23 protein-coding genes and 1 riboswitch are annotated in these 21386 nt (G+C 64.3%); of the genes, 14 read left to right on the forward strand and 9 right to left on the reverse strand.

All coding sequences use genetic code 11. The features are described from left to right. Window positions 1-4: 4 nt before the first annotated feature. On the reverse strand, window positions 5-979 hold the full coding sequence (mbfA, locus tag P1U48_RS06920) for an iron exporter MbfA (protein ID WP_301068206.1): 975 nt from the start codon (window positions 977-979) through the stop codon (window positions 5-7). 196 nt (window positions 980-1175) lie between these two features. Between mbfA and P1U48_RS06925 the strand changes: the two genes are divergently transcribed. Next, window positions 1176-1802: a TetR/AcrR family transcriptional regulator gene (locus tag P1U48_RS06925; protein WP_301068207.1), complete on the forward strand. Its 627-nt coding sequence runs from the start codon at window positions 1176-1178 to the stop codon at window positions 1800-1802. Here the strand turns inward: P1U48_RS06925 and P1U48_RS06930 are convergent. From P1U48_RS06930 to P1U48_RS06940, 3 genes are all read right to left on the reverse strand, one after another. After that, a complete protein-coding gene (locus P1U48_RS06930) occupies window positions 1799-2509 on the reverse strand; it encodes an NYN domain-containing protein (protein WP_301068208.1) in 711 nt (236 codons plus the stop codon). The two genes, P1U48_RS06925 and P1U48_RS06930, sit on opposite strands and share 4 nt — an antisense overlap. A gap of 99 nt (window positions 2510-2608) precedes the next feature. Next, the gene (locus tag P1U48_RS06935) at window positions 2609-3205 is read right to left on the reverse strand and encodes a hypothetical protein (RefSeq protein WP_301068209.1); all 597 of its coding nucleotides are present in this window, start codon (window positions 3203-3205) and stop codon (window positions 2609-2611) included. Continuing rightward, on the reverse strand, window positions 3202-4332 hold the full coding sequence (locus P1U48_RS06940) for an S-(hydroxymethyl)glutathione dehydrogenase/class III alcohol dehydrogenase (protein ID WP_301068210.1): 1131 nt from the start codon (window positions 4330-4332) through the stop codon (window positions 3202-3204). The genes P1U48_RS06935 and P1U48_RS06940 overlap by 4 nt, the downstream gene beginning before the upstream one ends. A 146-nt stretch (window positions 4333-4478) precedes the next feature. On the opposite strand from P1U48_RS06940, the gene P1U48_RS06945 reads away from it, so the two are divergent. The 10 genes from P1U48_RS06945 (at window position 4479) to pnp (ending at window position 12102) form a co-directional block, all read left to right on the forward strand. Then, entirely contained in the window at window positions 4479-4766 is a 288-nt protein-coding gene (locus P1U48_RS06945; RefSeq protein WP_301068211.1) for an I78 family peptidase inhibitor, read from the forward strand. Between the two features lie 66 nt (window positions 4767-4832). After that, window positions 4833-5381, forward strand: a complete 549-nt coding sequence (locus P1U48_RS06950) for an XRE family transcriptional regulator (RefSeq protein WP_301068212.1) — start codon at window positions 4833-4835, stop codon at window positions 5379-5381. 8 nt (window positions 5382-5389) lie between these two features. Beyond that, window positions 5390-5905 (forward strand): GNAT family N-acetyltransferase, encoded by a 516-nt coding sequence (locus tag P1U48_RS06955; RefSeq protein WP_301068213.1) that lies wholly within the window; start codon window positions 5390-5392, stop codon window positions 5903-5905. A 29-nt stretch (window positions 5906-5934) separates the two neighbouring features. Continuing rightward, window positions 5935-6066 carry a hypothetical protein gene (locus tag P1U48_RS06960; RefSeq protein WP_301068214.1) on the forward strand — a complete coding sequence of 44 codons (132 nt, stop codon included), beginning with the start codon at window positions 5935-5937 and terminating at the stop codon, window positions 6064-6066. Between the two features lie 30 nt (window positions 6067-6096). Continuing rightward, window positions 6097-7002: a tRNA pseudouridine(55) synthase TruB gene (gene truB / locus P1U48_RS06965; RefSeq protein WP_301068215.1), complete on the forward strand. Its 906-nt coding sequence runs from the start codon at window positions 6097-6099 to the stop codon at window positions 7000-7002. Between the two features lie 11 nt (window positions 7003-7013). Next, complete coding sequence (locus tag P1U48_RS06970; RefSeq protein WP_301068216.1) at window positions 7014-7532, forward strand: DUF1643 domain-containing protein; 519 nt, start codon at window positions 7014-7016, stop codon at window positions 7530-7532. A gap of 88 nt (window positions 7533-7620) precedes the next feature. Then, window positions 7621-8598 carry a calcium-binding protein gene (locus tag P1U48_RS06975; RefSeq protein WP_301068217.1) on the forward strand — a complete coding sequence of 326 codons (978 nt, stop codon included), beginning with the start codon at window positions 7621-7623 and terminating at the stop codon, window positions 8596-8598. Window positions 8599-8744: 146 nt separating this feature from the next. Next, window positions 8745-9014: a 30S ribosomal protein S15 gene (gene rpsO, locus P1U48_RS06980; RefSeq protein WP_301068218.1), complete on the forward strand. Its 270-nt coding sequence runs from the start codon at window positions 8745-8747 to the stop codon at window positions 9012-9014. 117 nt (window positions 9015-9131) lie between these two features. Beyond that, complete coding sequence (locus tag P1U48_RS06985; protein WP_301068219.1) at window positions 9132-9689, forward strand: aquaporin; 558 nt, start codon at window positions 9132-9134, stop codon at window positions 9687-9689. Between the two features lie 283 nt (window positions 9690-9972). Further along, window positions 9973-12102, forward strand: coding sequence for a polyribonucleotide nucleotidyltransferase (gene pnp / locus P1U48_RS06990; protein WP_301068220.1), 2130 nt, complete (start codon window positions 9973-9975; stop codon window positions 12100-12102). A gap of 83 nt (window positions 12103-12185) precedes the next feature. Here the strand turns inward: pnp and P1U48_RS06995 are convergent, their stop codons facing one another. Then, on the reverse strand, window positions 12186-12497 hold the full coding sequence (locus tag P1U48_RS06995) for a hypothetical protein (RefSeq protein ID WP_301068221.1): 312 nt from the start codon (window positions 12495-12497) through the stop codon (window positions 12186-12188). Between the two features lie 206 nt (window positions 12498-12703). Between P1U48_RS06995 and P1U48_RS07000 the strand changes: the two genes are divergently transcribed. The 3 genes from P1U48_RS07000 (at window position 12704) to P1U48_RS07010 (ending at window position 14817) form a co-directional block, all read left to right on the forward strand. Beyond that, window positions 12704-13393, forward strand: coding sequence for a nitroreductase family protein (locus P1U48_RS07000; RefSeq protein WP_301068222.1), 690 nt, complete (start codon window positions 12704-12706; stop codon window positions 13391-13393). A gap of 144 nt (window positions 13394-13537) precedes the next feature. After that, window positions 13538-14368: an S-formylglutathione hydrolase gene (gene fghA, locus P1U48_RS07005; RefSeq protein ID WP_301068223.1), complete on the forward strand. Its 831-nt coding sequence runs from the start codon at window positions 13538-13540 to the stop codon at window positions 14366-14368. Beyond that, on the forward strand, window positions 14365-14817 hold the full coding sequence (locus P1U48_RS07010; RefSeq protein WP_301068224.1) for a YaiI/YqxD family protein: 453 nt from the start codon (window positions 14365-14367) through the stop codon (window positions 14815-14817). The genes fghA and P1U48_RS07010 overlap by 4 nt, the downstream gene beginning before the upstream one ends. Before the next feature lie 217 nt (window positions 14818-15034). On the opposite strand, the gene cobN is transcribed toward P1U48_RS07010, so the two are convergent. The 4 genes from cobN to P1U48_RS07030 all read right to left on the reverse strand — a co-directional run bounded on the left by cobN (window position 15035) and on the right by P1U48_RS07030 (window position 21101). Next, window positions 15035-18778 (reverse strand): cobaltochelatase subunit CobN, encoded by a 3744-nt coding sequence (cobN, locus tag P1U48_RS07015; protein WP_301068225.1) that lies wholly within the window; start codon window positions 18776-18778, stop codon window positions 15035-15037. A 28-nt stretch (window positions 18779-18806) separates the two neighbouring features. Continuing rightward, entirely contained in the window at window positions 18807-19259 is a 453-nt protein-coding gene (locus tag P1U48_RS07020; RefSeq protein ID WP_301068226.1) for a GNAT family N-acetyltransferase, read from the reverse strand. Beyond that, the gene (gene cobW, locus P1U48_RS07025) at window positions 19256-20329 is read right to left on the reverse strand and encodes a cobalamin biosynthesis protein CobW (protein ID WP_301068227.1); all 1074 of its coding nucleotides are present in this window, start codon (window positions 20327-20329) and stop codon (window positions 19256-19258) included. Before cobW ends, P1U48_RS07020 begins: the two co-directional genes overlap by 4 nt. A gap of 94 nt (window positions 20330-20423) precedes the next feature. Continuing rightward, window positions 20424-21101, reverse strand: coding sequence for an energy-coupling factor ABC transporter permease (locus tag P1U48_RS07030; RefSeq protein WP_301068228.1), 678 nt, complete (start codon window positions 21099-21101; stop codon window positions 20424-20426). A gap of 37 nt (window positions 21102-21138) precedes the next feature. Further along, a riboswitch (cobalamin riboswitch) is annotated at window positions 21139-21355 on the reverse strand. Between the last annotated feature and the right edge of the window lie 31 nt (window positions 21356-21386).

The raw sequence follows: 21386 nt of genomic DNA on the forward strand, positions 1-21386 counted from the left end.
GTGGTCAGCCGGAGCCGATCAGCACCCCGGCGGCGAAGACCAGCGCCCCGCCCAGCACCACCTGGAAGGCGGCGCGAAAGAACGGGGTTTCCATATAGCGGTTCTGGATCCAGGCGATTGCCCAGAGTTCGAGGAAGACCACCACGAAGGCGGTGATCGTCGCGGTCCAGAAATCCGGGATCAGATAGGGCAGGGCGTGTCCGAGGCCGCCGAGAGTGGTCATCACCCCGGCCGCGATGCCGCGTTTCACCGGCGAGCCGCGCCCGGAGAGTTCGCCGTCATCCGAGGCGGCCTCGGTGAAGCCCATCGAGATCCCTGCCCCGATCGAGGCGGCGAGGCCGACGAGGAAGGTGGTGCCGGTGTCATGGGTGGCGAAAGCGGTGGCAAAGATCGGCGCCAGGGTGGAGACCGAGCCATCCATCAGCCCAGCCAGCCCCGGCTGCACCCAGGTCAGGATGAACTTGCGATGCGAGGATCGCGCCTCGGCGGCTTTTGAATCGTCATCGAGATACCGCTCGGCCAGATCTTCGGCCTTGCGCTGATGCCCGGCCTCGGCGGCGGCGAGATCACCGAGCAGAGCGCGGGTGGCGGGATCGGTACTGCGGGCGGCGGCGGCAAGGTAGAAGTGTTCGGCGTCGCGCTCCATGCCTTCGGCCTCTTCGCGGATCCGCTCGATCCCGAGGTTCTCGATCAACCAGACCGGGCGGCGGGCATAATATCCCGCAACATGTTCGCGCCGGATCAGCGGGATGGTGTTGCCGAAGCGTTCGGTGAACAGCGCGATCAGCCGCCGCCGGTGCTCGTCTTCTTCGGTTGCCATGCCGTCGAAAATTGCGGCGCTGTCGGGGAATTCGGCGCGCAGCCGTTCGCCGTAGCTGCGATAGATCTGGGCGTCGTCCTCTTCTGACGAAATGGCCAGGGCGAGGATTTCACGCTCGCTCAAATCGCGAAATTGACGGCGTTGGGTGAGAAAGCGCATGGCGGTCTCCGGCTGGTGGCAGGTCCGGGGCAGGGTAGGCCTTTGCTGGGGGGGCGTCCAGTTTGCATCGCTGCGAATCGGGGGCCTGGCTCCGGAAATCGGTGCCCGCGCGGCTTGCCGAAACTGAACCGTTCAGTTTATTATGAGGCCGCATGTCGCCGCGCTGAAATTGCCGCCCACCAACCCCGGAGTTGCCATGAACGCACCGAAATCCGTCATCCGTGTCGGCCGGAAATTCGAGCAGGTGCTGGAAGGCGCGCGCGACGTGTTCCTGGCCCAGGGCTTTGAAGGCGCGTCGGTGGATGAGATCGCCAAGCGGGCCGGGGTGTCGAAAGCCACGCTGTACAGCTATTTCCCCGACAAACGGTTGCTGTTTGTCGAAGTGGCCAAGCGCGAATGCGGTCAGCTGGCCGATGACGCGTTGGATCTGATCGCCCTCGATCTGCCGCCGCGGGAGATGCTGCGTCTCGCCGCCGACCGGATGGTGAGCTATTTCAATTCCGATCTGGCGATCAACACCTTTCGGGTCTGCGCCTCTGAGGCCGAGCGGTTTCCGGAACTGGCGCGGGAATTCTATCGCAATGGCCCGGAACTGGGCCGCGCGCGGCTGATGACCTACCTGGCAGGCGAGACCGGCAAGGGCGGGTTAACGATCGACGACATCGAAATGGCCGCCGATCAATTCGCCGAATTGTGCAAGGCGCGTCTGTTCTGCGACCGGATTCTTGGCATGCGCGCCCGGCTGACCCAGGCGGAACTCGACCGCATCGCCGCCGAGGCGGTCGAAACCTTCATGGCGCGCTACGGGCCGCGCCCGACCTAATCGAGGCGGCGGATCATCAGCTGATTTCCGGCGCCGCTGCGGGTTTCGAACGCCTTCAGCTCGGCCACCAGATCGGACAGTTTACGCTTGCCATAGGATCGGGTGTCGAAATCCGGGTTCTCGGCGGTGATATACTGGCCGACCTGACCCAGCGGATACCAATCGTCCTCACCCTCGATCCGATCCATGGCGCGGCGGATCAGCGGCACCGCCTCGATCGGACGCATCTTGGCAGTGGGTTTTTCAGTGCCACGCACCGGATCCGCGTCTTCGGTGATGTTTTCCAGCAGGATGAAGCGGTTGCAGACATTGCGCAGGCTTTCCGGCGCCTTGGCCTCGCCGATGCCGATGACGTCCAGACCCTGTTCGCGGATCCGGTTGGCCAGCGCGGTGAAATCGCTGTCCGAAGACACCAGCACAAAGCCGTCAAAGCGGCCGGTGTGCAGGATATCCATCGCGTCAATCACCAGCCCGATGTCGCTGGCGTTCTTGCCCTTGGTGTTGGCCGTTTCCTGATGCGCGACCAGGCCCAGCGCCCGGGTCTGGTCGGCCCAGTTGCGCAGCCGTTCTGCGGACCAATCGCCATAGACCCGGCGCAGGGCCGGTTCGCCAAAGCTGGTGATTTCCTTGAGCACGGCAGCCGCGAACCGGGCCGGGATGTTGTCGGCGTCGATCAGAACGGCGTAAAGTTTGCGGGTGTTGGGCATTTGTGGCTCCTGTTGCAATGCCATCCCTCGCATTGAAAGCGCACCGGGTCAAATCAAGGTGCGGGCGCAGGCGTCAGGTGGCGGTTGGTGCGGCGGTGATCATGCTGACACAAATCGGACAACCTGATTTCGGATCAACTCAATTCCGTGATCGGAAGCGACGATCCAGATGGCGTTAAAGGTCACGTCTTTGAGGTCAGTTATTTCAAGAGCGTCTAGCTCCCATTCCGGAGTCTCAAAGCTGTTGGCATATGTATTGGGATAAATCAGAAGAGTATCTATCCGATAGTCTACCTGTGATTTTCGTCGTATTGCCTGACCGACCAACTCGGAAAACCGGCGTTTCCGAGTCGGGTCGTCCAAATCAATTTCGTCCACTTTGGTTGGCTCGGTGTCCTGCGCGTCTTTTTCGCGGGATGTCCAAAGCTTCTGTTCTTCCGGATCGACCGCTTCTGTCACTTCAATGAAGTTTTTACCAATTTGGTCATTCAAAACGAAATCGGGGCGGTCGCGCTGGTTGATGCTGATAGGATAGGCAAATTTGCGGGCATTCGCTTTCAAAAACAGAAGCATCACATAGCCTTCGAGCAGGTGCTGCTTTCCACGTCGCTCCAACCTCGGCGGTGGAGATCCCCACCGCTCTTCAGCGATCGCAATCAGATCTGACCAGTTCGCGGCCCGAACCTCTGGCGTCAATACAGCACCACCGAACGGATGCTTTCGCCCGCATGCATCAGGTCGAACCCCTTGTTGATCTCCTCCAGCGTCAGCCGGTGGGTGATCATCGGGTCGATCTGGATCTTGCCCTCCATGTACCAATCAACGATTTTCGGCACATCGGTCCGCCCCTTGGCGCCACCGAAAGCGGTGCCTTTCCAGACCCGGCCGGTGACCAGCTGGAACGGGCGGGTGGTGATTTCCGCGCCTGCCGGGGCGACGCCGATGATGATCGATTCCCCCCAGCCGCGATGGGCGCATTCCAGCGCCTGGCGCATCACGTTGACATTGCCGGTGCAGTCAAAGGTGTAATCCGCCCCGCCGATCAGGTCGCCCCGGCGCTTGGTCAGGTTGACCAGATAGGGCACCAGATCCTCGCCGATCTCGCTCGGGTTGACGAAATGGGTCATGCCGAATTTCTCGCCCCATTCCTTTTTCGAATTGTTCAGATCAACGCCGATGATCATGTCGGCCCCGGCCAGCCGCAGGCTCTGGATGACGTTCAGCCCGATCCCGCCGAGGCCAAAGACCACCGCTGTCGCGCCAATCTCGACCTTGGCTGTGTTGATCACCGCGCCGATGCCGGTGGTGACGCCACAGCCGATATAGCAAATCTTGTCGAACGGCGCGTCTTCGCGCACCTTGGCCAGGGCGATTTCCGGCAGCACCGTGTGGTTCGAAAACGTCGAACAGCCCATGTAATGCAGGATCGGATCGCCATCGAGGGTGGTAAAGCGGGATGAGCCATCAGGCATCAGCCCTTGGCCCTGGGTCGCCCGGATCGAGGTGCAGAGGTTGGTCTTGCCGCTGGTGCAGGAATAACATTCCCGGCATTCCGGGGTGTAGAGCGGGATGACGTGGTCGCCCGGCTTGACGCTGGTGACACCGGCGCCGACCTCAAGCACCACACCGGCGCCCTCATGCCCCAGAATCGCCGGGAACAACCCTTCGGGATCGGCACCGGACAGGGTGAATTCGTCGGTGTGGCAGATGCCGGTGGCCTTGACCTCGACCAGAACCTCACCGGCGCGCGGGCCTTCCAGGTTCACCTCCATGATTTCCAGTGGTTTTCCGGCTTGCGTGGCGACGGCGGCACGGGTGCGCATGGTGTAGTCCTCCCTGAAGGTTCCCGCCGAAGGTGGGCGAAAGACGGCTCATTTGCAACGCTTCACGCGGCTGTTGCTTGTCATTTTGCCGCCGCCGGCTTCATGCTGGCGGCAATGGGCCCGAGACCCGAGATGAGGACAAGAGCATGATCCGTTTGGCATTTGCCGTGCTGGCGCTGGCGCTGCTGAGCGCCTGCAAGGAAGAGGATGACCCGATGCCCAACACGGACGAGTCCGCCTTGCAGGACGCCTGTGGCGCCTCCGGCTTGCAGGATATCGTCGGGCTGAAGTTTGATGCCAACCTGCTGCCCGCCGGATCCGGCAAGGTGCGGGTGATCCATCCCGACACCATGGTCACCAGGGATTACCGCCCGGACCGGCTGAACATCATTCTGGACGAGAGCGAAATCGTCACCGATGTGCGCTGTGGCTGAGGCTTGCCTCGGGTTGCGGTCCGATATATCCCTTATCTGGGAATGATTCCCAGATAAGGGAACAACATGGACGATCTTGCCAGTCGCCTGGCCGCCCGGCTCAGATCTCTGCGCCTGGAACGTGGCCTGACCCTGGACGCGCTTGCCGGTGAAAGCGGCGTCAGCCGGGGCTCGCTGTCGCGGATCGAAACCGCCGAGACCAGCCCGACCGCCGAGGTGCTGGGGCGGCTGGCGGCGGTGTATGGTCTGTCGACCTCGCGGCTGATGCGGCTGGCCGAGGTCGATCCGGCGCCGCTGATCCGCCGGGCCGATCAGGAGGTCTGGCAGGATCAGGTCACCGGCTTTACCCGCCGCACCGTTTCTCCACCCGCTGAAACCCTGGCCGGACATGTGATCGAAAGCCGCCTGCGCCCCGATGCCATGGTGCGCTATGACCGGGTGCCGGTGCCGGGGATGGAACATCACCTGCTGCTGACCGAGGGCGCGCTGCAGCTTGAGGTCGCGGACACAACCCACGCGCTCGGCCCCGGCGATTGCCTGCGCTACCGGCTGGATGGGCCCACAAGTTTCCACGCTGGTGACAGCGGCGCCACCTATCTGCTTTTCATTCTGTAAGGTTCAAAATGATCGAGGAAATCGCACCCGGAAGTTACGACGCTGAAATCGACGGGCTGACCAGCCTGTTGCACGCCTGCGTCCACGCCGGGGCAAGTGTGAATTTCGTCCTGCCGTTTCCGCCAGAAGAGGCACGGGCGTTCTGGACCGGCAAGGTCGCCGTTGCGATGGCGGCAGGCAAGCGGCGGCTCTGGCTGGCGCGCGCGGCCGGGCAGGTCGCGGGCTGCGTGATGCTGGATTGGGACCTGCCGCCGAACCAGGCGCACCGGGGTGAGGTCACCAAATTGCTGGTGCATCCCGATTTCCGTCGCCGTCACCTGGGACAGGATCTGATCGCCACCCTGCTGGCGGCGGCTGCGGCGCAGGGGCTGCGGCTGGTGACGCTGGACACCACCACCGGCAGTCCGGCGCAGGGGCTCTATGCCGCCGCCGGATTCAACCTGGCCGGGTCGATCCCCAATTTTTCGCGCCACCCGAGCGAGGATCGGCTGGAATCCACCAGCTATATGTACCGGGTGCTGTGATCGCGGTGCAGAGGCCGATCTGTGCCCGCATGGCGCAGCTGCTTGGCGGGCGGTTCCAGACAGTGCTGACCGCCCTTGCCTCGGCGGCGCTGGCGAGCTGGCGGCGGCGTTGGCCCGGCGTAACCGCCACGCGGATTGACGCCCCGCAGCGCATTCGCTAGCAGGCGGGTTTCAACCGACGGAGGCGACCCATGGCGCGCAGAAAAAAAGGCCGCGACATTTCCGGCTGGCTGGTGGTGGACAAGCCCACCGGGCTGACCTCGACCGCCGTGGTGAACAAGGTGAAATGGGCCTTTGACGCCAACAAGGCCGGGCATGCCGGCACGCTCGACCCCGAGGCGACCGGGGTGCTGGCAGTGGCGCTGGGCGAGGCGACCAAGACCGTGCCCTATATCACCGACGCGCTGAAAGCCTATGAATTCACGGTGCGCTTTGGCCAGGCCACCAACACTGACGATGCCGAAGGCACGATCATCGCCAGCAGCGACACGCGCCCTACGGATGAAGAGATCAAGGAGGCGCTGCACGGGTTTGTTGGTGAGATTCAGCAGGTGCCACCGCAGTTTTCCGCGGTCAAGATCGACGGCCAGCGCGCCTATAAGCTGGCCCGCGACGGCGAGTCGGTCGAGATTGCCGCCCGGCCGCTCTGGGTCGAAAGCCTGCTGCTGACCGACCGGCCCGATGCTGATAGCGCGGTGCTGGAAATGGTCTGTGGCAAGGGCGGCTATGTGCGCGCCATCGCCCGCGATCTGGGTGAACTGCTGGGCTGTTATGGCCATGTGACCCGGCTACGGCGGATCTGGTCGGGCCCGTTCGCGGCGGCGGACGGGATCAGCCTGGAGCAGATCGAGGCGCTGGCCCGGACCCCGGATCTGGATGCGCATCTGCTGCCGGTCTCCGCCGGGCTGACCGAGCTGCCCGAGGTCCACGCCACCGAACTCGGCGCCACACGGTTGCGCAATGGCAATCCCGGTCAGGTGATCGGCCCGGCGCTGGAATTCGGCGATGAATGCTGGGCCAGTTTCAACGGTCAGCCGCTGGCTGTCGGCACCTATCGCGGCGGCGAGCTGCATCCGGCCCGGGTGTTCAACCTGTGACCACCCCGCCGATGCGTGCCGGAGCGATCGAGCGGCGCCATCTGGCAGAAGGCGTCATGTCTCGGGCGCTCTATTCGCCCTGCGAAACCTATCGCTATCTGCTGGAACGCGACTGGCAGCCAGCCGCAGGGCGCATCGCTTTTGTGATGTTGAATCCTTCGACCGCCTCCGAGCAGCGCAATGATCCGACGGTGGAACGCTGTGAACGCCGGGCCCGGCGCCTGGGCTTTGGCGGGTTTACGGTGGTCAATCTCTTTGCGTTTCGCGCCACGCGTCCCGCTGATCTGCGCCGCGCGGAAGATCCGGTTGGGCCCGAGAATGACGCGGTCCTGGCGCAGGCCATTGCGGCGGCCGATCTGGTGCTGGCGGCCTGGGGTGCGCATGGCGCCTATCGTGATGCCGGCGCGCGCTGGGCGGCGGCGCAGCGCGCCAGCGGGCAGGCCATGCACCACATCGGGCTGACCAAGGACGGCCACCCGCGCCATCCGCTCTATGTGCCCTATGCGGTCGCTCCGCAGCTCTGGTTCTGACAAGTCTTTGTTAACCATCTGTTTTGAAAGGATTTGACCGGTGCCGCTCGGGTGTGGTTCCTAGGCCGCATCTGTGGGGGGCAGGCCGATGCTGATGCTGGCCGGATTGATGGGAATGATGCTGGTCGGCGCGTCGATGGTCGTCGGGCTGGACGAGCCCGAGGTGCCGGACGATGACCCGACAGCGCCCGAGGCCGAGGATGATCCGTCGGGCAAGATCCTGATCGGCAGCATTCTGGCCGACCTGATGGTGGGCACTGCAGGTGCGGATCAGATGGGCGGCTATGACGGCGACGACCAGATGACTGGCGGCAGCAGCGGCGATCAGATGCTGGGCCAAACCGGGCGGGATTCGATCGACGGCGAGGCGGGCAATGACACACTCTGGGGCGGTGACGGCGCCGATCAACTGGCGGGTGGGGCAGGCGATGACACGCTTTATGGCATGCTCGACAACGATGTGCTTTCCGGTGGCGCGGGCAATGACAGTGCTGAGGGCGGCATGGGCGCCGATCTGCTGAGCGGTGGCGTCGGCGATGACGCACTGCACGGTGGTCATGGCGGCGACAGCCTGATCGGTGGTGCCGGGTCCGATACCCTGTTCGGCGGGTTTGGCAACGACTGGATCGACGGGGCGACACGGCAAGATGCGCCCGAGGTCGATGCGGCGGCTGATCCGGTCAATGACCCGAGCACTGATGCCGATTACCTGAACGGTGGCGGTGGCGCGGACACGCTGATCGCGGGCAGTGGTGATATCGTCACCGCCGGGCGCGGCGCCGATCAGATCGTGCTGGGCAATTGGATCATCCCGGGCGAAGAGGCCGGGATCATGGATTTCACCCCCGGTGAGGACAGCCTGCTGGTGGTCTATGACGATGCCGCCGGTCCGGCACCCGAGGTTGAAATCGTCCCGGTCGGTGGGCAGGTGCATCATGTGATCGTTGGCGGTGTGCTACATGCCAGCCTGATCTCGGACTTGCCGGTCGACCTGGCCGATGTGGTGCTGACCGCGCAAAGCGCCTTTGGCGTAATCCCCACGGCCAGCGCCCTCGTTACTGCCTGAGTGCCGGGCACGATTTCCCTTTCCAAGCCGGGGTGGATGCCCTATGTGCCCGCAATCTCCTGCGAAACGCGCAGGGGTGACTCCATGGACCCTGCTGGACGACATCCCGGCTTGCGCCCGTAACCCTTTGATAACAGGAGACCCCGATGTCGATCACACCCGAAGAAAAAGCCCGTCTGATGAAAGAATATGCAACCAAAGAAGGCGACACCGGCTCGCCCGAAGTTCAGGTTGCCATTCTGACCAGCCGGATCACCACCCTGACCGAGCATTTCAAGACCCATAAGAAAGACAACCACGGTCGCCGTGGCCTTTTGAAAATGGTCGCCCTGCGCCGCAAGCTGCTGGATTACACCAAAGGCAAAGACGAAGCGCGCTATCAATCGTTGATCCAGCGTCTGGGCATTCGCCGCTGATCACCGGCTGGCCCTGTAAATCAGGCCAAACCACCGGCTGAGTTTGAAACCGCGTCCCTGGGGCGCGGTTTTTTCGTTTCGCTCCGAATTCCATTTGGCAACTCAGTTTTTTCTCCTTTGTCTGCGCCACACAATCCGGCCAACAAGGTCGGAACCAAGGGACAGAAAACGAACAAATACTTCGCAGAACTTATTGGGACTTTCACGCAGGTGCTGTTCGGCTGTGGATCGGCGGTTATTGCCGGGGCGGACATCGGGTTGATCGGGATCAGCTTTGCCTTTGGTCTGGCGCTGATCGGCATGGCCTATGGGATCGGTCCGGTTTCTGGCTGCCATATCAACCCGGCGGTGTCGCTGGGCATGGTGGCCGCCGGCCGCATGGCGCTGCCGGAAGCGGTGAAATATATGATCGCGCAGATCATCGGCGCGATCATCGCGGCCGGGGTGCTGTTTGTCGTCGCCAGCGGCAAGGCCGATTACAGCATCGCCACCAACGGTCTTGGGCAGAACGGCTGGGGTGCCGGGTATCTCGGCGAATATTCCATGCAAGCCGCGCTGGTATTCGAGGTGGTCGCAACCTTCCTGTTCATGGTTGTGATCCTGGGGGCCACCGGGGCCGGGGCGCTGGCCGCAGGGCTGGTGTTTCGCAGTGGGATGTTGAACGCGGCGGAATAAAGCCGACCGGCTGCCAAGCCGGAGTCAGGCCACGCCGGGGTGCCATCGGTGCCCCGGCGTGCTGGTGACGTAGCGGACCACCGTTTGCGGCCAGCGCAGAGCGCAATCCTCTGTCCTTTCCTGTTTCAAATTGCGGCAATCTCCTGTATGGCCCGCCCATCTGAGACGTGACGCCAAGGACCCCGGCGTTGTGCAACAGGATCAGGGGTCGGCGGCAATGGGGCCGCCATTTAAATGGGAGACCCGGGAACGCCCGGGAGTGCTCCCCTACAGGATACGCTAGATGTTCAATGTAACGACGAAAACGATGGAGTGGGGCGATGAAACCCTCACTCTTGAAACCGGCAAGGTTGCCCGTCAGGCGGATGGCTCTGTCATCGCGACGCTGGGTGAAACCTCGGTCATGGCGAACGTGACGTTTGCGAAAACGCCGAAGCCCGGTCAGGATTTCTTTCCGCTGACCGTTCACTATCAAGAGAAATACTATGCCGCCGGTAAAGTGCCGGGCGGCTTTTTCAAGCGCGAAGCGCGGCCGACCGAAAAGGAAACGCTGACCGCTCGCCTGATCGACCGTCCGATCCGCCCGCTGTTCGTTCCCGGCTTCAAACATGAAGTGCTGGTGATGTGCACGGTGCTGTCCCACGATCTGGTCAATGATCCCGACATGGTCGCAATGATCGCCACCTCGGCGGCGCTGACGATTTCCGGCGCCCCGTTCCGTGGCCCGATCGCTGGTTGCCGGGTTGGTTTCGTCGATGGCGACTATGTGCTGAACCCGGAAGTCGCGGATATGCACAAGCTGCGCGAAAACCCCGAGCAGCGCCTCGATCTGGTTGTCGCCGGCACCAAAGACGCCGTGATGATGGTCGAATCCGAAGCCTATGAGCTGAGCGAGGCCGAAATGCTGGGCGCAGTGAATTTCGCCCATGCGCAGATCCAGCCGGTGATCGACCTGATCATCTCGCTGGCCGAAGACGCGGCGAAAGAACCGTTCGATTTCCAGCCGCCGGATTATTCCGAGCTCTACGCGGCTGTGAAAGCGGCGGGCGAAGACAAGATGCGCGCCGCCTATGCGATCACCGACAAGCAGGAACGCACCACGGCTGTTTCGGATGCCAAAACCGCGATCAAAGCGGCGCTGAACGAAGATCAGCTGGCGGACGACAACCTCGGTTCGGCCCTGAAAAAGCTGGAAAGCGCGGTTCTGCGCGGCGATGTGGTGAAGAACGGCAAACGTATCGACGGTCGCAAGACCGACGAGGTGCGCCCGATCGTGTCCGAAACCGGCCTGCTGCCGCGGACCCATGGTTCGGCCCTGTTCACCCGTGGCGAAACCCAAGGTCTGGTTGTGACCACCCTGGGCACCGGTGACGACGAGCAGATGATCGACGCGCTCAGCGGCACCTACAAGTCGAACTTCCTGCTGCATTACAACTTCCCCCCCTATTCGGTTGGCGAAGTGGGCCGCGTGAGTGGCCCGGGACGGCGTGAAATCGGCCATGGCAAACTGGCATGGCGCGCGCTTCAGGCGGTTCTGCCGGCGGCCACCGATTTCCCCTACACAATCCGGGTTGTGTCCGAGATCACCGAATCCAACGGCTCTTCGTCGATGGCGTCGGTCTGCGGCGGTTCGCTGTCGATGATGGATGCGGGCGTGCCGCTGAAATCCGCGGTTGCCGGTGTGGCCATGGGCCTGGTCCTGGAAGATGACGGATCCTATGCCATCCTGACCGACATCCTGGGCGACGAGGATCACCTCGGCGACATGGATTTCAAAGTGGCTGGCACCGAGAACGGTATCACCTCGTTGCAGATGGACATCAAGGTCGCCGGCATCACCTCCGAGATCATGGAAAAAGCCCTGGCGCAGGCCAAGGCTGGCCGGATGCACATCCTGGGCGAGATGAACAAGGCGCTGTCCGGCGCTGGTGATTTCTCGGTTCATGCGCCGCGCATCGAAACGATGCAGATCCCCACGGACAAAATCCGTGAGGTCATCGGGTCCGGCGGCAAGGTGATCCGCGAGATCGTCGAACTGTCGGGTGCCAAGGTCGATATCAACGACGAAGGCATCATCAAGATCGCCAGCCCGAACGGCGATGCCATCCAAAAGGCCTATGACATGATCCATTCGATCGTGGCAGAGCCGGAAGAAGGCAAAATCTACAAGGGCACCGTGGTCAAGATCGTCGATTTCGGCGCCTTCGTGAACTTCTTTGGCAAGCGCGACGGTCTTGTGCATGTCAGCCAGATCGAGAACCGCCGTCTGAACCATCCCTCGGATGTTCTGAAAGAAGGTCAGGAAGTCTGGGTCAAGCTGCTCGGCTTTGACGATCGTGGCAAGGTGCGCCTGTCGATGAAAGTCGTGAACCAGGAAACCGGCGAAGAGGCTACCGAGGAAGCCGAAGCGTAAGCTTCACCGCTCGACTGATAAGGAAAGGCCCCGAAGCATCGCTTCGGGGCCTTTTTATTGGTGATCTCTGACGCCAGTCGGGATCAGCTTTTCGGCGCGGTGCCGTCAGCTGGGGCGGCGTCCGGGTTGACGCAGGCGATGAGCTGGCAGCCTTGCGACCCCAGTTCCTCACCGGCCTTGCAGGAGGCACGGGCCGCCGTGGCCGCGTCGCGCACGGTTGCTGCTTCGGCGACATATTCGTTGCCATTGGGCTGGAACGGACCGGTGTTGCCTTCGCTGTCCGCAGCGCCGGGGGCACCGCCATGGAAAGTGCAGGTAATAGGGGAAGCGGCCTGGGTCGCAATGGTGCCACCCAAGAGGATCGCCAGAGCGGCGATAACAGAATAATGACTCATGATTTGTCCATGGATGATACCGCGGCGCGCCCATAAAAGCCGCCGCGATTCAATTCGTTATGCTGAGTCGTTTGATCCGTCAATATGGATTTATACTGCCGCCACAACTTTGGTTTCCGCCCGGGAACCTGTCGCAAAATCCCGGCGGCTTCCCGGTGGGTTGACGGCAGCCCCGGGCCTGCGATGCTTTGCTCAGGAGGTGGCCCATGTATCATGAAGGCGAGGTCAGTTACGAACCGGTCCCGTTGCCGGATCGCCGCGATCTGAGCGACAGCGAGATGGCGGAAAAGGCTGCGGAATTTTTCGATCTGATGAAGCGGCGGCACAGCATCCGCGCGTTTTCCGACCGGCCGGTGGCGGCGGCGGTAATTGCCGATTGCATCGCCACGGCGGGGCGGGCACCCTCTGGGGCCAATCACCAGCCCTGGCATTTCGTGGCGATTGCCGATCCCGGCATGAAGGCCGAAATCCGCCGGGCGGCCGAGGTGGAAGAACAGAAATTCTATGCCGGCGGTGGCGGCGAGGAATGGCTGAAGGCGCTGGAGCCGATCGGCACCGGGGTCGACAAGCCGCATCTCGAGGTGGCGCCCTGGCTGATCGTGGTCTTTGCACAACGCTACGGGGTGACCCGACAGGGCAACCGCTACAAGAATTACTATGTGCCGGAAAGTGTCGGCATCGCCACCGGGTTCCTGATCGCGGCGCTGCACAATGCCGGGCTGTCCTGTCTCACCCATACGCCAAATCCGATGCGGTTTCTGAATGGGCTCTGCAATCGGCCAGAAAGTGAAAAGCCGGTGATGATCCTGGCGGTCGGGCATCCGGCTGAGAATGCGACGGTGCCGGCGGTGGCCAAGATCAAGAAGCCGCTGGATGAGATATTGACGATCTTCTAATCCTGACGGGCCGGGGGCTGTCTGCCCCCATCGGCCTTTGGCCGATCCCCCCGCCAAAGATGTTTGGAACCAGAAGAAGCGGCAGGGTGCATCGCCGGTCCGGGTTCGCTATGCAGGGGTGAGATGTGAAAAGGTGAGATGCGGATGCGGGTGATTTCAGAGAACCGGTGCTTTGGCGGGGTGCAGGGGGTCTATGCCCATGCCAGCGCAGTGACCAAATGCGAGATGACCTTTGGCCTGTTCCTGCCCGAGGCGGCGGCACGCGCGCCGGTGCCGGTGCTGTGGTATCTCTCCGGGCTGACCTGCAGCCATGAGAATGCGATGTTCAAGGCCGGGGCGCAGGGCTGGGCCGCCGAACAGGGGATCGCGCTGGTGTTTCCCGACACCTCGCCGCGCGGTGCCGCCGTCGCCGATGACCCGGCCTATGATCTGGGCCAGGGGGCGGGGTTCTATGTGAATGCGACCGAAGCGCCCTGGGCCGAACATTTCCAGATGTGGGACTACCTGACAGAGGATTTGCCCGAGGTTCTGGCGGAAGACTTCGCTCTGGACATGTCGCGCCAGGCGATCACCGGGCATTCGATGGGCGGACACGGGGCGCTGACCCTGGCGATGGCCTTGCCGGGGCGGTTCCGCTCGGTCTCGGCCTTCGCGCCGATCTGCAATCCCTGTGGCTCGGATTGGGGGCGCAAGCAATTTGGTGCCTATCTGGGTGCAGATGAGGCGCGCTGGCAGGCGCATGATGCCAGCCTGTTGATGGCGGCGCGCGGCTTTAACGGGCCGGTGCTGGTCGATCAGGGCGGCGGCGATGAATTCCTTGACCTGCTGCGCCCGGAAACCCTGTTCGCTGCGGCGGCGGCCCGGCGCCAGGCCGGCAGCTTTCGGATCCAACCGGGCTATGACCACAGCTATTTCTTTGTGGCGAGTTTCATCGCCGAACATGTCCGCTTTCACGGCGCGGCGCTGCGCGGATGAGCGTCATCTATATCGATGCCGACGCCTGCCCGGTGAAGGCCGAGGCCGAGCGGGTGGCGAGCCGCCATGGGCTGCGGATGCTGCTGGTCTCGAACGGCGGCATTCGCCCCTCGGCCAATCCGCTGGTCGAGATCATGGTGGTCGCCGCCGGGCCGGATGCGGCGGATATGTGGATTGCCGAGCGCGCCGGACCGGGCGATGTGGTGGTCACCCAGGACATCCCGCTGGCGGCGCGCTGCGTCGAGGCCGGGGCGCGGGTGCTGAAGCCGAATGGCGAGGTGCTGGATGCCCGCAACATCGGCCAGGTGCTGGCGATGCGCGATCTGATGACCGATCTGCGCGCCGCCGATCCGTTCCGCCAAGGCGGCGGTCGACCGTTTTCCAAGGCTGACCGGTCGCGGTTCCTGGAGGCGCTGGAACGCGAGATCCGGGCGGCGCAGCGCGGCTGAGGCACCGGGTTTCAGCGGCCGGGCATCCGGGGCAGGGGGGCCTCGGCATGAAAGGACCTCACCGGGTGCACCGCCGTCGGGTCATCGAGCCGCGCGGTGAAATCGTGGTCTGCATCGTGGTCTGCGGGGAGGCGGGGGGCTGTCTGCCCCCCATCGGCCGATGGCCGATTCCCCCCGAGGATATTTCAGACCAGAGGAAGCAGGGGCGTCAGTTTTCTTAGGCGGTGGCGATTCCGGCGATCCGGGCGCGGGCCGAGTTGGAGCGCGGCGTCCAGAGGCCGCGATCGATCGCCTCTTGCAGGCGTTCGGCAATCTCGCGCAGGGCGGCGGGGTTGTTGTCGGCGATGAACTGGCGGGTGACTTCGTCGTTCAGAAACGCCTCTTCGACCAGATCGAAATGGTGGTTCTGCACCGCGCCGGTGGTGGCGGCAAAGGCGAACAGATAATCCACCGTGGCAGCGATTTCGAAAGCGCCCTTGTAGCCATGGCGTTTCACCCCGTCGATCCATTTCGGATTGACCACGCGCGAGCGGATGACGCGGGAGATCTCTTCGTCCAAAGTGCGGATCACCGGGCGTTCGGGGCGGGAATGATCGTTGTGATAGATCGGGCGATCCTGGCCTTGCAGGCTGTGGATCGCCGCCGCCGCGCCGCCTTCGAATTGGTAATAATCGTCGCTGTCGAGGAGATCGTGCTCGCGGTTGTCCTGGTTCTGCACCACCGCCTCGGCCTGTTTCAGCCGGGTTTCAAAGCCGTCGCGGTCGGCGGTTCCCTCGGAGTCGGCGGCATAGGCGTAGCTGCCCCAGGTCAGATAGGCCTCGGCGAAGTCGGATTTGTCGGCCCAGAGCCGTTCGTCGATCAGCGCCTGCAGCCCGGCCCCGTAGGCGCCGGGTTTGGCGCCATAGACCCGCGCCACCGGTTCGCCGGCCCGGGCGCGGGCGGCGGCCGGGTTCATCTCGGCGGGTTCATCGAGCGCCTGCACCGCGCGGGCGGCGCGGTCGATCAGCGCGATCAGCTGCGGAAAGGCGTCGCGGAAGAAGCCGGAGATACGCAGGGTGACATCGACGCGGGGCCGGGCGAGGATCGAGAGCGGCAGGATCTCGAACCCGGTGACCCGGCGGTTGGCACTGTCCCATTGCGGTTTCACCCCCATCAAGGCCAGCGCCTGGGCAATGTCGTCGCCGCCGGTGCGCATATTGGCGGTGCCCCAGGCGGTCAGCAGCAGCGACCGAGGCCAGTCGCCCTGGGTCTGCAGGTGCTTTTCGATCAAGAGGTTGGCGGATTTCCAGCCCAAGGCCCAGGCGGTCGGGCTTGGCACTGCACGGCTGTCGACCGAATAGAAATTGCGCCCGGTCGGCAGCACATCCAGCCGCCCCCTTGTCGGCGCGCCGGAGGGCGCCGGGGCGACGAAACGCCCGGCCAAGGCGGTGAGCAGGCCCGCGGCTTCGCCCGGTCCGCAGGCGTCGAGCGCCGGGGCGATACGGCTGACGAGGGCGGAAAGGACGGCAGCACTGGCGGGACCGGGAGCAGCGGGTGCCGGTTGGTCGAGCAAGTCGATCGCCAACAACTCCAGCCGTTCGACCGTGTCGCCCTGGTTGCGCCAGCTCGCCGGTGACAGGGCCGCCAGTGCCGCCGGGCGCGGGCCGTCCCAGGCCGCGGCCATGTCGCAATCCAACGGATCGAAATCGAGGCCGAGATCGGCCGCCAGCGCGCGGAGCAGCGAGGCGTCGCCGCCCGTGCCATCGCCGCGCGGGATCCGGGTCAGGGCGATCAGCAGATCGCGGCGCAGGCGGCCTTCGGGCGTGTGTCCGAAGATATGCAGACCGTCGCGGATCTGGGCCTCTTTCAACTCGCAGAGGAACGCGTCGAGCTTGGCCAGATCGCTGTCGGCGTCAGCACCTGACATCCCGGCATCCTTGTCCAGCCCGGTGGCGGCGGTCAGCGACAGGATTTCGCGGCGCAGATGGGCGATGCGGCGGGGGTCGACGCCTGCCGCCTCGTAATACTCATCGACCAGCGCTTCGAGATCGCGCATCGGGCCATAGCTTTCGGCGCGGGTCAGCGGCGGCGTCAAATGGTCGATGATCACCGCCTGGGTGCGGCGCTTGGCCTGGGTGCCTTCGCCGGGATCGTTGACGATGAACGGGTAGATATGCGGCATCGGGCCGAGCACCGCCTCGGGCAGGCAGCTTTCGGACAGCGCCAGCGCCTTGCCGGGCAGCCATTCCAGATTGCCGTGCTTGCCCATATGGACGATGGCATCGGCGCCGAAGGCCTCGCGCAGCCAGATGTAGAAGGCGAGGTAATTATGCGGCGGCACCAGGTCCGGCGAATGGTAGGTGTCGGTGGGATCGATGTTATAGCCGCGTGCCGGTTGCAGGCCGACGACAACATTGCCGTAGGTCAGTACCGAGAGCTTGAACGCGGGCGCCGCAGCGTCGGGTTCGGGTGACGCGCGCCCCTCCGGGGGGACTATTCGTGGCAAGATGAAGGGGTCATCTTCGGGCCTGCCCCAGCGATCGGTGATCTTTTGTTTCACCGCCCAGGGCAGGGCGTTGAAGTGGTCGAGATAGGTCGAGAGCGGCAGCGCGACCCCGCCGCTGCGCTCGGCCCGGTCGGTGAGCCAGTTGGTCGGGCCGGCAAGGATCGCCTGCATCAGCGCGGCGCTGTCGTTCGGCGCGGCATCGACGCGATAGCCGTCGCGGGTCAGCAGCTGGAGGGCATGAACCGTCGCGGCGGGGGTGTCGAGGCCGACGCCATTGGCCAGGCGGCCGTCCTTGTTGGGGTAATTGGCCAGCACCAGGGCGACACGGCGCTGGCTGGCCGGTTTGGTGCGCAGGGCGCACCAGCGCCGGGTCAGGGCGGCGACGAAATCAATGCGGTCGCCGCGCGCCCGGTAGGTGGCAATCGGGCATTGGGTGGCCGCGTCGAAATAGGCTGCGTCCTTAAAGCTGATGGCACGCGACAGGATGCGGCCATCGACCTCGGGCAGGGCGACATTCATCGCGATGTCGCGCGCCGACAGGCCGCTGAGACCACTTTCCCAGGCCTCTTCGGTGCCGCCGGAAAGCACGATCTGGAACACCGGTGCGGCATTGGCGCTGGCCGTGGCCAGCGGGTTGGCTGCACCGTCGTCACCCTGATGCGGAGTGCCGGTGGCAAAGGCGGTGGCGTTGAGGATCACGGCGGGTGGCGCGGCGGCGAACAGATGTTCGAGCGTGGCGGTGGAGATCGGATCCTTCAGCGAGGCGACAAAGATCGGCATCGGCGCCAACCCTTCGCGCAGCAGCGCCTTGGTCAGCCGGTTGATCGGGTTCAGCCCGGCGCCCTGCAGCAATGCCCGGTAGAATATGATCGGCACCACGGCGGCATTGTTTGGCCAATGGCCGCGCAGCTCCGCCAGGGTCGGGGCCGGGTCGCCAGGCCAGTAGAGCCCGGCGCGCAGCAGCGGCGCCGGGGCGGCGGGCGGCGCGCCACCGTCGAGCATATGCGCCGCATGGGCCAGGAAATTGCTGGCATTGTCCGGCCCGCCTTCGACCAGATAGGACCAGAGCCGGTCGTAATCCGCATCGGCAACGCTGGACAGGGCGCGAAGTTCGTTGTCCGGCTTGTCATCGCCGGGCAGCAACGCCAGCGGCACCCCGGCGGCATGCAACCGGGCGCAGTATTGATCGACGCCATAGCGCCAATAGCCGCTGCCGCCGAGCAGCCGGATCACCACCAGTCGCGCCTTTGTGGCGCAGTGGTCGAGATGCAGATCGACCGACATCGGGTGGCGCAGATGGGTGAGATTGGCCAGCCGCAGACCGGGGGCTGCGGCCAGATCGGCGCGGGCCGCCGACAGCGCCGCGAGTTCGGTGTCGGCCGCCGAGATCACCACCAGATCCGCCGGGGTCTGGTTCAGATCGACAGGATCGTCACCGTCGTCATGGGATCCGGGGGTGGCGGCGAGAAGGTGCATGGCGGTGGGTCTGTCGCTTTCGGTCGGGCTAGGTCAGCCGTTTTTCCATGAAGACCGAACGCGGGTCTTCGCGATAGGCGCCGAACGGGCCGCAGGTGGCAAAGCCATGGGCGCGATAGAGCGCCTGGGCGGCGTGCAGGGTGTCGCCGGTTTCCAGCCGGATCAGCGGCAGGTCCTCGGCCCGGGCCAGATCCTCAAGCGCGCGCATCAGCGCCTTGGCGGCGCCGCTGCCTCGGGCGGCGGGATCGACGAACATCGATTTGACCTCGCCATAGCCCTCGCAAAGGGCCAGCGCGGCACAGCCGATCACCACCGCGCCCCGGCGGGCGATGAGAAACCGGATATTGGCGGCGGTCAGCGCGTCGATCGACAGGAAATGGTTACTCTCGGCCGGGAATTCGGCACGCATCAGCGCATGGCTCTGGCCCAGCAGATGCCGGGCGGCGGGGCTGCCCGGATCACCAGGCTCGACGATGATCACCGGCTCAGCTCGCGGGTGATTGCGGCACGGTCAAGCCCGGCCTGGCCGATCACCACCAGCCGGGTTTCCCGCGCCTCAGCGCCAAAGGGACGGTCGAAATAGCTGTCGACCCGGGGACCGACCGCTTGCAGGGTCAGGCGCATCGGCTTGCCGGTGACGGCGGCAAAGCCTTTCAGCCGCAGGATGTCATGGCTGCGGATGGTCTCGGTCACGGCCGCAGCAAAGGCCGCGGGATCGCTGATTTCGCCACGGGTGATGACAAAGGTTTCGAATTCGTCATGGCCGTGATCGTGATGATGGTCGTCGTCCGCATGATCATCTTCGTCATCATCATCATGGTGATGATGGTGGTGCAGCTCGTGCCGGGCTTCGGTGTCGGCCTCGGCGCCGGAATTCATTCCCAGCAGCACCGCGATGGGCAGCGCGCCCATCGAGGCGGCAACCACATGCACGCCGTCACGGGTGGCGCCGCCCAGATCGGCAAGGATGCGGGTGGTCTCCGCCTCGGACAGCAGGTCGGCCTTGTTCATCACCACCATATCGGCGCAGGTCAGCTGATCTTCGAACAGTTCCGACAATGGGGTGTCGTGATCGAGGCTGTCATCGGCGCTGCGGGCGGCGTCCACCGCCGCCACATCATGGGCAAAGCGGCCATCGCGCAGCGCCGGGCCATCGACCACGGTCACCACCCCGTCAACCGTCACCCGGGTCGAGATTCCCGGCCAGTTGAAGGCGCGGATCAGCGGCTGTGGCAGCGCCAGGCCCGAGGTTTCGATGACGATGTGATCGGGCCGGTCGGGCCGGTCGAGCAGCTTTTCCATGGTCGGGATGAAATCCTCGGCCACGGTGCAGCAGATGCAGCCGTTGGAGAGCTCAAGGATATCATCCGCGGTGCAGGCCTCGTCATTGCAGCCTTTCAACAACTCGCCATCGACGCCGAGATCGCCGAATTCATTGATGATCAGCGCGATTTTCTTGCCGCCCGCATGGGTCAGCATATGGCGGATAAGGGTGGTTTTCCCGGCGCCGAGAAAGCCGGTGATGATGGTGGCGGGGGTTTTGGCAGGCATGACGATCCCATGAGGCTGCGGGGGCGAAACGGCCCCTCAAAACGTCTGGGGCCGGGGGCAAGCCCCGGCCCGTTGCTTTCGGTCGGATCGACGCTCAGCCGGCGTTGAACAGCCGGGGCGTGGTCAGCCCGGCGCGTTCCAGCCCGCGCAGCGATTTGGCAGCGGCCAGCACCGCGAGATCGGCAATCGGTTCGATCAGCACGACCAGCATATAGGCGCCACCAAAGGTAAAGACGCTTGCGGTGGTCGCGGCGGTAAAGCCCTGACCGTAGAAGGCCCAGAAGGCCACCCAGAGAACGACGCCACCCTGATAGGCGGTGGAAAGCGCCAGCGCGTCCTTATAGCTGATGTCGACATAGGCGGTGTCGCGCGGGATCAGCCGGTCGGCCAGCGCCTTGACCGCAAACAGCGGGACCAGCACCGTGGTCACGTTGATGAAATATTGCGGCAGATCGAAGGGCGCGAAAAACATCCCCTGCAACAGCAGACCAAGCGCCAGACCAAAGGCCGCAGGCGCGGCGCCGAGCAGCAGAAACAGGGTCGAGCCGAGGATGAAATGCACCTCGGACACGCCAACCGGATAATGCGGCAGCAATTCGAAAAAGCTGAACACCGCGACGGCGGCAAGTGCGGTGCGGCTGGCGAGCGACACCAGGCCCTTGTCCTTCAACGTGTCCCAGCCCTGTTTCAGGGCCCAGGCGCCAGCGCCTGCGGCGGTGGCATAGCTGAGCACCATTTTGGCGCCGTGAACGATTCCGGGTTCGATATGCATTGTCTCTATCTCCTTCGCCGTCACACCCGACAGCGGCATTCGGTTTCCAACGCACGGCCGGTCTCCTGGCTGGCGGGTCGATACGGGCCGTCGCCTTCCCGGTTTCCCAGTGGCTGATGATGGCCCGCTCACCGCTTCACAGTCGCGGGGGCGGCTGCGGCTCGGGATCCCGATATGGGTCATCCGTTCCGCATTCCCGATTATCCCCGAACGCTTTGCGTTCTTGTTGGGGAACCGTGCCTCACCTTCTTGCAGGCGCGCGGGGGGCGAGGTCAAGGTGAATCC

The sequence above is a fragment of the Pseudooceanicola sp. genome, assembly GCF_029213205.1.
Lineage (GTDB): Bacteria > Pseudomonadota > Alphaproteobacteria > Rhodobacterales > Rhodobacteraceae > Pseudooceanicola.

What these genes read in the sequence shown, in the direction of transcription:
- cobW (WP_301068227.1), bottom strand. Translation starts at nt 20,329, where the DNA reads ATGCCTGCCAAAACCCCCGCCACCATCATCACCGGCTTTCTCGGCGCC.
- P1U48_RS06975 (WP_301068217.1), top strand. Translation starts at nt 7,621, where the DNA reads ATGCTGATGCTGGCCGGATTGATGGGAATGATGCTGGTCGGCGCGTCG.
- P1U48_RS06970 (WP_301068216.1), top strand. Translation starts at nt 7,014, where the DNA reads ATGCGTGCCGGAGCGATCGAGCGGCGCCATCTGGCAGAAGGCGTCATG.
- P1U48_RS07000 (WP_301068222.1), top strand. Translation starts at nt 12,704, where the DNA reads ATGTATCATGAAGGCGAGGTCAGTTACGAACCGGTCCCGTTGCCGGAT.
- P1U48_RS06945 (WP_301068211.1), top strand. Translation starts at nt 4,479, where the DNA reads ATGATCCGTTTGGCATTTGCCGTGCTGGCGCTGGCGCTGCTGAGCGCC.
- P1U48_RS07010 (WP_301068224.1), top strand. Translation starts at nt 14,365, where the DNA reads ATGAGCGTCATCTATATCGATGCCGACGCCTGCCCGGTGAAGGCCGAG.
- P1U48_RS06940 (WP_301068210.1), bottom strand. Translation starts at nt 4,332, where the DNA reads ATGCGCACCCGTGCCGCCGTCGCCACGCAAGCCGGAAAACCACTGGAA.
- pnp (WP_301068220.1), top strand. Translation starts at nt 9,973, where the DNA reads ATGTTCAATGTAACGACGAAAACGATGGAGTGGGGCGATGAAACCCTC.
- P1U48_RS07030 (WP_301068228.1), bottom strand. Translation starts at nt 21,101, where the DNA reads ATGCATATCGAACCCGGAATCGTTCACGGCGCCAAAATGGTGCTCAGC.
- cobN (WP_301068225.1), bottom strand. Translation starts at nt 18,778, where the DNA reads ATGCACCTTCTCGCCGCCACCCCCGGATCCCATGACGACGGTGACGAT.
- fghA (WP_301068223.1), top strand. Translation starts at nt 13,538, where the DNA reads ATGCGGGTGATTTCAGAGAACCGGTGCTTTGGCGGGGTGCAGGGGGTC.
- P1U48_RS06955 (WP_301068213.1), top strand. Translation starts at nt 5,390, where the DNA reads ATGATCGAGGAAATCGCACCCGGAAGTTACGACGCTGAAATCGACGGG.
- mbfA (WP_301068206.1), bottom strand. Translation starts at nt 979, where the DNA reads ATGCGCTTTCTCACCCAACGCCGTCAATTTCGCGATTTGAGCGAGCGT.
- P1U48_RS06950 (WP_301068212.1), top strand. Translation starts at nt 4,833, where the DNA reads ATGGACGATCTTGCCAGTCGCCTGGCCGCCCGGCTCAGATCTCTGCGC.
- P1U48_RS06925 (WP_301068207.1), top strand. Translation starts at nt 1,176, where the DNA reads ATGAACGCACCGAAATCCGTCATCCGTGTCGGCCGGAAATTCGAGCAG.
- P1U48_RS06960 (WP_301068214.1), top strand. Translation starts at nt 5,935, where the DNA reads ATGGCGCAGCTGCTTGGCGGGCGGTTCCAGACAGTGCTGACCGCCCTT.
- rpsO (WP_301068218.1), top strand. Translation starts at nt 8,745, where the DNA reads ATGTCGATCACACCCGAAGAAAAAGCCCGTCTGATGAAAGAATATGCA.
- truB (WP_301068215.1), top strand. Translation starts at nt 6,097, where the DNA reads ATGGCGCGCAGAAAAAAAGGCCGCGACATTTCCGGCTGGCTGGTGGTG.
- P1U48_RS06995 (WP_301068221.1), bottom strand. Translation starts at nt 12,497, where the DNA reads ATGAGTCATTATTCTGTTATCGCCGCTCTGGCGATCCTCTTGGGTGGC.
- P1U48_RS06930 (WP_301068208.1), bottom strand. Translation starts at nt 2,509, where the DNA reads ATGCCCAACACCCGCAAACTTTACGCCGTTCTGATCGACGCCGACAAC.